At 30.7% G+C, this 12,579-nt stretch carries 12 protein-coding genes; 11 read left to right on the top strand and 1 reads right to left on the bottom strand.

The window, feature by feature from the left end:
- The first annotated feature begins 142 nt into the window (after positions 1-142).
- From O0R46_RS08350 to O0R46_RS08340, 3 genes are all read left to right on the top strand, one after another.
- Complete coding sequence (locus tag O0R46_RS08350; RefSeq protein WP_269311297.1) at positions 143-922, top strand: SDR family NAD(P)-dependent oxidoreductase; 780 nt, start codon at positions 143-145, stop codon at positions 920-922.
- Positions 923-1,163: 241 nt separating this feature from the next.
- Positions 1,164-2,699, top strand: a complete 1,536-nt coding sequence (gene guaA, locus O0R46_RS08345; protein WP_269311296.1) for a glutamine-hydrolyzing GMP synthase — start codon at positions 1,164-1,166, stop codon at positions 2,697-2,699.
- Positions 2,700-2,951: 252 nt separating this feature from the next.
- Positions 2,952-4,043: a DNA adenine methylase gene (locus O0R46_RS08340; protein WP_269311295.1), complete on the top strand. Its 1,092-nt coding sequence runs from the start codon at positions 2,952-2,954 to the stop codon at positions 4,041-4,043.
- A 4-nt stretch (positions 4,044-4,047) separates the two neighbouring features.
- Here the strand turns inward: O0R46_RS08340 and O0R46_RS08335 are convergent, their stop codons facing one another.
- A complete protein-coding gene (locus O0R46_RS08335; RefSeq protein WP_269311294.1) occupies positions 4,048-5,082 on the bottom strand; it encodes a DNA adenine methylase in 1,035 nt (344 codons plus the stop codon).
- 224 nt (positions 5,083-5,306) lie between these two features.
- Between O0R46_RS08335 and O0R46_RS08330 the strand changes: the two genes are divergently transcribed.
- The 8 genes from O0R46_RS08330 to O0R46_RS08295 all read left to right on the top strand — a co-directional run bounded on the left by O0R46_RS08330 (position 5,307) and on the right by O0R46_RS08295 (position 12,578).
- Positions 5,307-6,941 carry an AlwI family type II restriction endonuclease gene (locus O0R46_RS08330; RefSeq protein ID WP_269312554.1) on the top strand — a complete coding sequence of 545 codons (1,635 nt, stop codon included), beginning with the start codon at positions 5,307-5,309 and terminating at the stop codon, positions 6,939-6,941.
- Between the two features lie 44 nt (positions 6,942-6,985).
- Positions 6,986-8,518, top strand: coding sequence for a hypothetical protein (locus O0R46_RS08325; RefSeq protein WP_269311293.1), 1,533 nt, complete (start codon positions 6,986-6,988; stop codon positions 8,516-8,518).
- On the top strand, positions 8,506-8,814 hold the full coding sequence (locus tag O0R46_RS08320) for a hypothetical protein (RefSeq protein ID WP_269311292.1): 309 nt from the start codon (positions 8,506-8,508) through the stop codon (positions 8,812-8,814). The genes O0R46_RS08325 and O0R46_RS08320 overlap by 13 nt, the downstream gene beginning before the upstream one ends.
- Before the next feature lie 9 nt (positions 8,815-8,823).
- Entirely contained in the window at positions 8,824-8,946 is a 123-nt protein-coding gene (locus O0R46_RS08315) for a hypothetical protein (protein ID WP_269311291.1), read from the top strand.
- A gap of 543 nt (positions 8,947-9,489) precedes the next feature.
- A complete protein-coding gene (locus O0R46_RS08310) occupies positions 9,490-9,711 on the top strand; it encodes a hypothetical protein (RefSeq protein ID WP_269311290.1) in 222 nt (73 codons plus the stop codon).
- A 22-nt stretch (positions 9,712-9,733) separates the two neighbouring features.
- Positions 9,734-10,681, top strand: a complete 948-nt coding sequence (locus tag O0R46_RS08305) for a macro domain-containing protein (protein WP_269311289.1) — start codon at positions 9,734-9,736, stop codon at positions 10,679-10,681.
- 114 nt (positions 10,682-10,795) lie between these two features.
- Complete coding sequence (locus O0R46_RS08300) at positions 10,796-11,488, top strand: vWA domain-containing protein (protein ID WP_269311288.1); 693 nt, start codon at positions 10,796-10,798, stop codon at positions 11,486-11,488.
- A 163-nt stretch (positions 11,489-11,651) separates the two neighbouring features.
- Positions 11,652-12,578, top strand: coding sequence for an NTP transferase domain-containing protein (locus O0R46_RS08295; RefSeq protein WP_269311287.1), 927 nt, complete (start codon positions 11,652-11,654; stop codon positions 12,576-12,578).
- Position 12,579: the final 1 nt, after the last annotated feature.

The raw sequence follows: 12,579 nt of genomic DNA, 5'->3' as shown, positions 1-12,579 counted from the left end.
AGTATAGACTAGTTAAGGTTAATGATTGCCTTGACTAGTCTTATTTTTGCTAATAATTAATTAAAAATAAAATTTGTTAGAAATATTATAATTTGTGGTATTAATAAAATATGAGAATTTATATTGATAAAGGAGAACGGCGATGAAAAATTTGTTTAATTTAGAGGGGAAGATAGCAGTAATAGCAGGAGCATCAAGTGGCTTGGGTGCAGATGCAGCGAGAGCATTTGCAGAAAATGGAGCGGATTTAGCTCTACTTGCTAGAAGAGAGGAAAAACTAGCTGATGTAGCAACGGAAATAGAAGAAAAATATGGAAGAAAAGTAATCACAATTAGATGTGATGTAAGTGTAGAAGAAGATGTGAAAAGTGCTTTTGAAGAAATTATAAAAGAGTTTGATAGAGTGGACATATTATTTAATAATGCAGGTATTGCCCTTAGAGGTGGAGTCGATGATATGTCAGAAAGTGACTGGGAAAAGATGATGGCCACTAATGTAAAAGGAATCTATCTTGCTTGTAAATATGCACTACCAATAATGAAAGAACAAAATTATGGCAAAATAATAAATACGGCATCAGTAAATGCAAAAATAGCAGACAAGAGTTCTATATTTATAAGACATGCATATAATGCTTCAAAATCAGCTGTTGTAGGTCTTACAAAGGGAATAGCAGCCAGCCACAGCCAGTATGGAATTACTTGTAATGCAGTAGGGCCAGGATTATTTGAATCAGAAATGACTTCTGGAACTTTATTCAAGTCAGAAGAATTTTTAAATCACTATAATGCAATTAATCCAGCAGGTAGACCAGGTAAAAAAGGTGAATTAAATGGACCTTTATTATTCTTGGCATCAGACGCATCAAGCTATGTAACTGGACAGATAATATACGTAGATGGTGGTATAACAATAATATAATAAAAAGTTTAAAAATTTACTTTTACTTGTTTAAAAAAGGTATTTGGGGAAATAATAATAGTAGCCAAATTAAATTAAATTAGTTAAAAATAAAATAGTAAATGTAAAAGACCACTTAATTATGAGAGAAGACATAAATTAAGCGGTCTTTTACATTTTGTGTAGATAATTGCAAAGAAAATATGATATAATAATTCGTATGTATAAAGTAGAAATTTTAAATATGTGAAGGGAGAATAATATGAAGCATGAGATAGTTCTTGTAATAGATTTTGGCGGTCAGTATAACCAGCTAATAGCTAGAAGAGTCAGAGAAAATAATGTATATTGTGAAATATTACCATATACTACACCAATAGAAAAGATAAAGGAAAAAAATCCTAAGGGAATAATATTTACTGGAGGACCAAACAGCGCCTATTTAGAGGACTCTCCAAAGATATCTAAGGAAATATTCGAAATGAGAGTACCTATTCTTGGAATTTGCTATGGAGACCAGTTGATGGCTCACCTACTTGGAGCAACAGTTCAAAAGGGTGATAATATGACAAGAGAATACGGAAAAACAAAGATAGAATATGGAAATTCTCCAATATTTGAAGGCCTAAGCACAAATCAAGTATGGATGAGCCATACAGATTATATATCTAAGGCACCAGATGGATTTGAAGTAACTGCAACAACAGGAAACTGTCCAGTAGCAGCAATGCACAATGTAGAAAAGAAATTATACGGAGTTCAGTTCCACCCAGAAGTAGAACATTCACTAGAAGGGGACAAAATACTTACAAACTTCTTGTACAAGATTTGTCAGGTAAGTGGAGATTGGACAACTAGTTCATTTATAGAAGACAAGGTAGCAGAAATAAAGGCAAAGGTTGGAGACAAGAAAGCCCTATGTGCCCTAAGTGGTGGAGTAGATTCTTCAGTTGCAGCAGCCCTAATGCACAGAGCAATAGGTGACAACCTTACTTGCGTATTCGTGGACCATGGTCTACTTAGAAAGAACGAAGGGGACGACGTAGAAAGAATATTCAGAGGAAAATTCGGCATGAACCTAATTAGAGTCAATGCAGAAGACAGATTCCTAGGAAAATTAAAGGGAGTTACAGAACCAGAAGCTAAGAGAAAAATAATCGGTGAAGAATTCATCAGGGTGTTTGAAGCTGAATCTCAGAAGCTTGGTAAGATGGAATTCTTGGTACAGGGAACAATTTACCCAGATGTAGTTGAAAGTGGTAACGGAGACTCTGCAACAATCAAATCTCATCACAATGTTGGTGGATTACCTGAAGATGTAGATTTCCAGGAAATAATAGAACCATTAAGAGAATTATTCAAGGACGAAGTTAGAAAAATAGGTCTTGAATTAGGAATAGAAGAAAACTTGATCTTTAGACATCCATTCCCAGGCCCAGGTCTTGGAATCAGAGTAATAGGTGAAGTAACAAAGGAAAAATGCGACATCCTAAGAGAAGCTGATGCTGTATACATGGACGAACTTAGAAAAGCTGGCCTATACAAAGAAATTTGGCAGGCATTTGCAACACTTCCAGATGTAATGACAGTTGGAGTAATGGGTGACGAAAGAACTTATGCCCACCTAGTAGGACTAAGAGCAGTAGCATCAAGTGATGGAATGACTTCAGACTGGTACAAGATACCTTATGAAGTATTGGAAAGAATAAGTAATAGAATAATCAATGAGTGTCAGGGAGTTAATAGAGTTGTGTATGACATAACAAGTAAGCCTCCTGGAACTATCGAATGGGAGTAAGATATAAGTAATTTTAGCGATTTTCGCACTGTTCAAAAAGCCTTAGCTGTTAACACAGCTAGGGCTTTTTTCAATGTACTCAATCATCTAAAAGTACTTATTGAGGAAGAGGGTGAATACATGTTAATACAAAATGTTAATAAATTTATGATGCTAATAGCATCTGTTTTTTTCTCTAAAATATATAAAAATAAGGAATTATATGCTATAATGTCTACTAAATAGATTAAAATGTGGCAAGGAGGAATAAAGATGGCAAGTATTAATGTTGCTGATATAATAAAAGAATTAGACATTTCTAAGTCATATTTATATAAATTAATAGATAAAGAAAATATTTTAATTCCGAGAAGTGATACAGGAAGATACTTTTGGGATGAAAATACAGTTGAAGCTATAAAGAAAATTTTGTATACAGATTCTTTAGAAGATAAGAATGATATAGATTCTTTAATATATAAATTAGGATTAAAGCAGTCATTTATAAATAATAGACGATATTTAGGAAACAAATATTCTCTTTCCGATTTTATAAGAAAGACTGTTGATGAAAATTGCAAAGGTGTAAATATTGTTATTGATATATTTAGTGGAACCGGTGCAGTTGCGAATACTTTTAAGGATAAAATGCTTATCACAAATGATTTACTGTATAGTAATTATATTTCCAATTATGCATGGTTTGGATATAAAAAATATTCAAGCAAAAAGATAATTGAGCTTATATACGACTATAATCAAATTAAAACAAAAGAAAATAATTATATGCGAGAAAATTTTGCAAATACATTCTTTTCTGCTGATGATTGTAGCAAGATAGGATATATAAGAGAAGATATAGAAGCAAAGTATAAAAACAAAGAAATAAATTTTAAGGAATATGCGATTTTAATTACATCACTTCTATATGCAATGGATAAGATTGCAAATACGGTTGGACATTACGATGCATATAGAAAAAATGTTGATTTTGAGAAAAAATTAGTATTGAATGTTTTGTTACCTGAAAAAAATATAAATTCTAATAATATTTGTTATAACATAGATGCAAATAAACTTATTAAAAGTATTAAGGGGGATTTGTTGTACTTAGATCCTCCATATAACTCAAGGCAGTATTGCGATGCATATCATTTACTTGAAAATGTGGCAAGATGGGAAAAACCTGAAGTTTACGGGGTTGCAAGAAAGATGGATAGGACTTCACTTAAAAGTGATTACTGCATGATTACGGCTACAAAAGCATTCGAGGAACTTATTGAAAGGGCTGATACAAAGTATATCTTACTCTCATATAACAATATGTCCGACAACAAAAACTTTGATAAGGAATACTTTTATTAGCCATTTACTTATTCCTCCAATCAACCGGATAATTAGTAATTAAAACTTCTTCAGATATACTATTCTTATTTTTTCTGTGATAATTGCTATTTGAATAACTTTTATTCAGATGATTGCAGTAATACCCCTTACTTTCAATCCAATTATATAAAATATCATTTCTTTTATTTTTACTTTCCAAAACATTGGACAAAGCAAAGCTAAAACCTCTTTCATTAGATTCATCCAAAAATTCAAGTAGAGCTTTTTCTTCTATTTCATTCCACATTCCATTTTCATTATATGTTGCATTTGTAATTAAATACGGCGGATCACAATAAATAAAAGTTTCTTTAGGAAGATCATCTAACACAATATTCCTAAAATCTTTTTTCATAAACTGAACATCTTTATTTTTCAGCTCTTCTGAAAATAACACAAGTTTACTTCTCATTTTAGAATTAAAATCCCTCTTCCCTACAGGAAGATTAAACAACCCTTTTCGATTAAAACGGATTTGATTATTGAAAGAATAAACCATAAGTACATACAACATTGAATAATTTATTTCTCCTGCCATAGTTTTAGAATTAAAATCTTCTCTTAAATTCAAAAATCTTTCTTTATTATATTTAGCTAATCCCATACTACTATCACAATCATAGTAAGAATATCCATATAACGACGTCTTGGATAAACCATATTTGTCAATAATATTATCTATCTGCTCTAACAATATCTTAGTGTTGGTATCTTTAATATACCTAATTAAATCTATCAGTTTTTCATTCAAATCATTAAAAATAACTTTTGAAGAAGTTGAGTTTATTCCAACATTACATCCTCCTGAAAATAAATCTAAAAATACTTTCTTTTCATCAAATAAAGGTTGTAACTGCTCCAACAGCTTAAATTTTCCACCTGTATAATTAAACGGACAAGGTATATTAATTTTCTTCTTATCTTCACTAAATACTTCACATAAAAATAGCCTTTCTTTATTATCTTTTATATCTGATTTCCCAGTTGAAAAACTCTTGTAGTCCGATTCGAATATCATAACTTTCCCCTTCTTACTAAGAATTCTCATAATATCTTCATCTGATATTTTCGCATTCGACCTATCATTTCCCTTGGGTTATAGGAACTACAAGTTTTAGAACTGCAAAATTAAATTTAAAAATCGAGGCACAATTATTGCTTCTTGATGAGTTTTATAATGAAGTCATAAAGAAATCTAAATGGAACTGGAATAATGAATTACAAGAAAAATATTATGATTTCATGAAAAACAAAGCCTTCTTAACAGGGAATGCGAAAAGGAAGGATAAAGATGCCAGAGAAAAAACATCAGGGTTGGTTGATATTGGTTTAATTACAGAAGATAGACTGATTACGGATGCAGGAAGAGAACTCCTTAAAATAACAAGTAGTGGGGATTTTGAAACCAATAATGTGTTTAATATTAATAGAGACAGCTTTATCTATCTAAAACAGCTTCTTAAAACAAGTATAGATGTAAGTGGTAGTATTGTTAGACCGTTTATTGCGGTTGTAAAGTGCCTGACGGAACTTGAGTTTTTAAGTTATGATGAGTTTACTTATTTCGTTCCGTTAATTAGAGATGATGAAACTGCAAAGCAAATCATATCGGATATCAAGTTATATAGAGAAGGCAAAATTTTGCCGGAAGAAATAATTTATAAGAGGCTTATGCAAATGGATAACTACAAACTTGCTAGGGAAGAATTTATAGCCTCTGATGTTGATGAAAATCTAATATGTTTAGTTGGAATGAATCGTAAAAGCAGAAGCTATGACAAGCCTTACTATAAATTATATGAGAATTTAAAGAAGGTATTTCTTGATGGGAAAAGCGATTATGAATCACTATTAAATTCCGCAAAGAATATAAATCAAAAACCTGGAACGTTGTGGAGAAGTTTACTATTTAAAACAACCAATATTGGTGTTGTAAGAAAAAATGGGAAGTCTTCAATTCACAAACAATGCCCATTTATAAACTGTAAAAATGAGATGGAACTAAAAGAAGTATTTTTCAGATATTTACATGTTTTTAAAGCAATGGCGACTTTATCTGATTATTTTGATTTAAATAGAAGATATTTTAATATTACAGATACTCTAATTTTTGAAGATCGTATGATTAAGTTGGATACAATTCCAAAATATTATTTTAAAGAAATCATTGATGTTCTGTATACAGAAACTTTTAGTAGAGATAATAATCTCAGAGCTGATGCCTCACTTGAAACTATATCAGAAGCATTCAAGTTAGATATTAGCAAAGTATATGTAGCTTTAAGTAAAGATTTAGGCATTACAATTAAGAGTCCGGAACAAGCTGCAACTTATGTAAATGATGAACGATACAGAAGATTTAACACTTTGATTGATAAGAAATTTAACGATTCTGTGCTTATAGAGTTACTAAATTGTTTTGAGAAACGTGATGATAAAAGGATTGAAGAACTTGTTACAGATGAGGCTGCAGTACCAACTATCTTTGAATATATTTTGGGAATTATATGGTATAAAGTAAGTGAAAGACAAGGGAATATTTTGGACTTCATGAAGTTATCATTAGAAGCTAATTTATTGCCTAAGACACATGCAGCAGGAGGTTATGCAGACATTATATATGAATATGAAGCATGCACTTCTTATCCTAAACATTCGCTATTACTTGAAGCAACTCTTGCAGACGGAAACAATCAAAGAAGAATGGAAATGGAGCCTGTTTCAAGACATTTAGGAGATTATAGGATTAGATTTAATAATCCATTTGATTATAGCTTGTTTGTTAGCACTTATTTGGATAAAAATGTAATATCAGATTTTAGATATAGAAAGATAATTCCATATACCAGAGATGAAGAAACCATTACAGGCATGTAAAAGATTGGGGAAAATATTCGGAAGAAGCAAAAAGATTACCAGAAATGAAATTTGCAATTGATAGTTTCGGTAAATTTTATGAGTTAGCAACATCATCTAATGTGTTTATAAAATCCGTATTGAATCATTGCGAAAAAATGGAAATAGATTTGGATTATAACAACAAGTTGGATATATATCAGGATATTAATGTGATTTTTGGTGGCAAGGGTTCAGGAAAGACTGTGTTAATGAAGAATCATATTTTTCCTAAATTAAGTGAAAATGGGAAAAAGATTTTTATTCACGAAGGAAAAGATTATCAAAAAGTCTATGATGAAATATTGAAAAATAATGAGGATGAAGTTGAAATAGATAGCGTTTTAAAAGATTATATAATTAATGATTTAGACTCTGTATTAAATTATAAAGAGAGTACTTACACTAATTTTATTGGTAAATATTTGAAGTACTATGAAAATCAAAATGTATCAAAAAATGCAAAGAAAATAAGAAAAACAGAATGTTTGTATAATAAAAATATATCTCAAACTATCCAAGATGTTTCTATAAAATATAGGGAAAATATTAATTATATCAATAAAGTTAATAATATAAATACAGAGTATAGAAATGATGAAAACGAGCATAAAGAAAATTTATCTGATGAATTATATAAGCTTAAACAAGAAATTTATGAAGATACAATAGAGAAAGCTAAAGAAATATTTTCTGTTTCTAAAACAGGTATAATTATTGAAAATATTAAAGAAATAATAGATAAAAAAACAGGAAAAAAATCTAAACCAAATAATATTGGATTTTCAAAAATGGTTTCCGAGAGACGAGCTATTTTTGAAAAAATCAAAAATATTAATAATAGTTTAGAGAATGTTAAATCATCTAAAAAAATTAAAATTGGAGAATTACCAGATAAGGGGCAGATTTATTCCAAAGTGGAAGTGAAAGTAATGGATAAAAATGAAAAATATGTTAAAGGTTCTCCATTTGACAGAAATAAGATTTCTGTTAATCGAGGTGTAATAGAAAAAATAGCAAATTTTTCTGTTAAAGATTTGTTGGGAATGAATAAATTGTTTTCGATTGATGAGTTACAAAAGTGCGGTGCAGAATATTTTAGTGATTGTGTAAAGAAGTCTTGCATGGTTATTAGAGAAGACGATACTATATATGAACCTTCGGAAGGTGAAAAATCAATTCTATCAATTAGTGGATTGATTGAAAATCTGGCTTTTGATTGTTACTTGTTTGATGAAATAGAACGAGGACTTGGAAATAAATATATATCAGAATATATAATTCCTAAATTAAAGTATTTAAGAGATATAGGGAAAACGGTGGTTTTATCTACACATAATGCCAATATTGCAATTAATACATTGCCAACCCAAACAATATATTGCAACTATGTAGGAGATTCAGAAGCGGAAATATATTTTGCTGGCAATATGTATGCAAATGAACTGGTATCAATTAAAAATACTAACGATATAATATCGTGGGAAGATGAAGCTATTAAACATTTAGAAGGAAGTGAATACATGTTCAATATAAGGAGAAACATATGGAATCAATAAGAATGAAATTCAAAGTAGATAGAAGTGAAAATAATGAAACCGTTAAATTTTTAATACCAGATTTAGAAAATGGTTCAGTTAATATAACTGACAGCAATACGCAAGATATTGAAAATTTATTTAATTTAATCTTTCAGGAAGTAATTAAGAGAAAAAAACTTATAGAATTTGAGTTGGATGATTCAAACAACGATTTATTTAATGAAGTGGCAAATGATATAGTGATACAAATAAATAGTGAAATCAAAAATGCAGAATCTGATTTTAAAAAAATAATAGAATTAGATAATGCTTAGAAAAGTTTTATGCTTGCAAAAAATCAGATAAACAGAAATGAAATGGATAATAGGGCTAAAACAGATAAGAATAACCTTGATTTTATGCTATTTATACAAAATGATATCGATGGACATATCGAGTGGGAATAGTATATAAAAACGGTGCAACCTTTGTATTTCAAAGGTTGCACCGTTTTTTTAACTGTTATTGGCGTAAAAATGGCGTTATTTATTCTATTTACAACTTTACTATGTTTATTTGGAAATAAATGTCAGTATATTTCATCATTTTCCACACATAAATCTCTAACTAATATTTCAATGTCTCTCACTAACGTTGGTTTGAATGTCGGTTTGAATAAGACCGAAAAGGCAAATATGTGCAGCGTTGTACGATAAAATATTAGATTAGAAATATGGAGAATAAATCACTTTAAGGCAATGTGTTCAAGAGGTATTTTTATCCTATAAAAAGAATATCTTGATAAATAAACTTGTTTAAATAGCATCATATTTATACTAAAATATTTTTAAAGTCTATGAATCTTTTACAGTAAAAGGTATAATGGTGACAAGGAATGATAAATAATAAAGCTACTTATAAAATGTTAATTAATTGAACCTGTACATAAATAATTTTATTGCGGGTGCGTTTGTCGAGCTTAGTATTAAAAAATTTAATGAGGTGTATTTATGAGCAAGAAAATAAGGGAAGAGATAAAGAAACTTCAGTCGATAAAAGCAGGAGTCGAAGCAGAAATTGAAACATTGCAATTAACTGAAAAAAATATAAAACGGGAAATCTCAACGAAGAACATGAATTTAAATAATTTGAACCAGAAAATTGAAAATCTTTCAAAGAATAATGAAGGTCTAACCGTTTCAGAGCATGCTATTATTAGATATACACTATAAATAATACATGGAGGTGGTAGTGATGCCATTTAAAATTATCAGGAGCGACATTACAAAAATAAGTGCAGATGCCATTGTAAATACAGCAAATCAATTTGTAGAGATAGGTGATGGTGTAGAATCTGCAAAATATATTATTCAAGCTAGTAGTCCATGCTGGCAAGGTGGTAAAAATAATGAAGACGCCTTGCTTAGACAGTACTATGATGAATCTTTGAGTCTGGCTGTAAGAAAGGGTTGTAAGTCTATAGTTTTTCCTCTATTGGCAACGGGAACGTATGCCTTTCCTAAGGAATTAGCCATTCAAATTGCCATCGATGCTTTTACAGAGTTTTTAAGAAATCATGATATGGAGATTATTTTAGTAGTATCTATAAGTGATACAGTTAAAATTTCTGGAAAACTCGTCGATGAGGTGTCTCAATTTATAGATGATGCCTATGTAGGAAAAGCATTAGAAGTAGAGTATGAAAATGAAGGTTTTGAAGAACTGGAACTTGAAAGTTTAGAATTTAGTCAAGAAGTTGGAAGCTTTGGTGCGCTTCCTTCAGAAGATGATTTAGATTTTGATTGTACAATTAACCAAGCATCTATAGAAAAAGATAATTTGGATGATATTTTAATGGGTATTTACAAGGAATCTTTTGATAAGTACTTACGGAGATTGATTAATAGAAAAGGGCTTAAAAATTCGGAGGTTTACGCTGCGGCCAATATTTCCAAGCAGTATTTTTCTAAGCTCTTAAAGGGTAAAATTAAACCTTCAAAAGAGAAAATGCTTGCCTTGGCCGTTGGTTTAAAGCTTAACCTTGACGAAACTGTAGATTTTTTGAATCTAGCTGGTTATTCCCTATCTCCAATTTCTCAGACTGATGCTATAGTTGAATATTTTATCGAACATAGAGATTACAATGTTTTAAAAATCGATATTGTCTTGTTTGATTATGGACTTGATCCACTCTCAAATTAATTATTTAGAGGTCGCCCTAGGGTTGACCTTTTTTGTGTGCCAAGAATGTATTATTAATTTACAGAAATAAAAAGCCATACTGCAGAAAGGCAATTAATTAAATTGGAGGACAAGATGGGTAAAGGATTGACTGAAATAGTATATATTTTGGATAGAAGTGGATCAATGAAAGGACTTGAACAAGACACAATAGGTGGTTTTAATTCAATGATAAAAAAGCAGAAAAAAATTGGGGAGAAGGCCTATGTATCAACCGTATTATTTGATGATGAATGCGAGGTTTTACATGATAGAGTAGCAATTGATAAGATTAAAAAAATGACACATAAACAATATTATGTTAGAGGTTGTACGGCTTTATTGGATGCTGTAGGTGGAGCAATTCACAACATTGCTAGTGTCCATAAGTATGCTAGAGATGATGATAGACCAAACAAGACTATTTTTATTATTACAACTGATGGTATGGAGAATGCAAGTACAAATTATTCTTATAAAAAAGTTCAAAGAATGATTAAACATCAACAAAAAAAGTTTGGATGGGAATTTATTTTTGTAGGGGCTAATATAGATGCATATGATGAAGCTAGGAGATTCGGCATTAAGAAAGAAAGAGCTATAAATTATGTCCACGATGAACTGGGTACGGCAAATGTATACGATGGAATATATAAGGCAGTGAGTTCTGTCATGACTGCGAATTCCTTAGATGACGTGGATAAATGCCTAACAGATAGCTGTTGGAGTGAGGAGATAAAAGAAGATTTTAATAAACGTGGAAAAATAAAAAATAAATATACAAAATAAAAGAATTCAAGCAATTAGTGAATTGAGAATTTTGAACTAAAGATTTTATGTTAGAATATTTACAATATTTTTCACGCGTGATATAATGAAAAAGGGTTAGATATTTAAAAAACGAACGCTATTGTATTTGTTTAAGGAATGATTTATGAAAAAAACAGGAGCAGTGATCGTTGCAGCTGGTTTATCTTCTAGAATGAAGGCATTTAAACCTTCCTTGCCTTTTGGAGATTCTACTGTAGCCAATCACACAATAACGAAATTGAAAAAATTGAATATTGATCCCATAACAGTTGTTGTCGGCCACAAATCTGAGGAATTGAAGAATAGTATTTTCTTTGATGATATCAGATATGTAAAAAATGAAAACTACTCTGAAACTCAAATGTTTGATTCTGTAGTATTAGGTGTTAATGATATTATGAATTTGTGCGATAGAATCATGATAATGCCAATGGACCTGCCAGCCATTTTAGAAGAAACATTGATAAAGGTTTTGAGTATTGATTCAAAATTGGTTAGAACAACATATAAGGGCCAGCCTGGTCATCCTATCATTGTGACTAATGACTTTGCCAAATCACTAGTGGATTATAATGGTGTGGATGGCCTGAGGGGAGCCATGGAGGCGTATGAATCTCCTATTACAAATGTTGAAGTAGAGGATGCAGCTGTCTTTTTAGACATAGATACGCCAGAAGAATACCATGAACTGATTGAATGGAATTACCAGAGGGGAAAGGGTTATCCTGTAGGTCCTCAGGTTGAAGTAAAACTTAGGGCGCGGGAAGTTTTTTTTGATGAAACTGCCTATAACCTTTTGATAAATATTGACTCTCAAAAGTCTATTCAACAGGCGTGCTCCAGTGTTGGAATTTCATATTCAAAGGGAAGTAAGATTATTAAAGAAATAGAGAGAGAACTAGGTTTTCCAGTTGTTGAAAAGAGGACTGGAGGAGCTGGTGGAGGCGGATCTTTACTCACAAAAGAAGGAATCAGGTTAGTAGATAATTATTCCAAGTTAGTTGAAGAAATGCGCCAAGAAATGGAAAAAAAGTATAAGAAATATTTTGCCATGGGGCTGAGAGTGTAAT

This window comes from Peptostreptococcus equinus, from assembly GCF_027125355.1.
In the GTDB taxonomy this organism is placed as follows: Bacteria; Bacillota; Clostridia; order Peptostreptococcales; family Peptostreptococcaceae; genus Peptostreptococcus; species Peptostreptococcus equinus.
The sequence above is the reverse complement of the archived record's forward strand: the minus strand, read 5'-3'. Positions and strand labels throughout refer to the sequence as shown.

Bases quoted from the DNA above. Each gene is read 5' to 3' on its own strand.
- O0R46_RS08325 (WP_269311293.1), top strand. From the start codon at position 6,986: ATGAAATTTGCAATTGATAGTTTCGGTAAATTTTATGAGTTAGCAACA.
- O0R46_RS08340 (WP_269311295.1), top strand. From the start codon at position 2,952: ATGGCAAGTATTAATGTTGCTGATATAATAAAAGAATTAGACATTTCT.
- O0R46_RS08310 (WP_269311290.1), top strand. From the start codon at position 9,490: ATGAGCAAGAAAATAAGGGAAGAGATAAAGAAACTTCAGTCGATAAAA.
- O0R46_RS08315 (WP_269311291.1), top strand. From the start codon at position 8,824: ATGCTTGCAAAAAATCAGATAAACAGAAATGAAATGGATAATAGGGCT.
- O0R46_RS08320 (WP_269311292.1), top strand. From the start codon at position 8,506: ATGGAATCAATAAGAATGAAATTCAAAGTAGATAGAAGTGAAAATAAT.
- guaA (WP_269311296.1), top strand. From the start codon at position 1,164: ATGAAGCATGAGATAGTTCTTGTAATAGATTTTGGCGGTCAGTATAAC.
- O0R46_RS08300 (WP_269311288.1), top strand. From the start codon at position 10,796: ATGGGTAAAGGATTGACTGAAATAGTATATATTTTGGATAGAAGTGGA.
- O0R46_RS08350 (WP_269311297.1), top strand. From the start codon at position 143: ATGAAAAATTTGTTTAATTTAGAGGGGAAGATAGCAGTAATAGCAGGA.
- O0R46_RS08305 (WP_269311289.1), top strand. From the start codon at position 9,734: ATGCCATTTAAAATTATCAGGAGCGACATTACAAAAATAAGTGCAGAT.
- O0R46_RS08330 (WP_269312554.1), top strand. From the start codon at position 5,307: ATGAAAAACAAAGCCTTCTTAACAGGGAATGCGAAAAGGAAGGATAAA.
- O0R46_RS08335 (WP_269311294.1), bottom strand. From the start codon at position 5,082: ATGATATTCGAATCGGACTACAAGAGTTTTTCAACTGGGAAATCAGAT.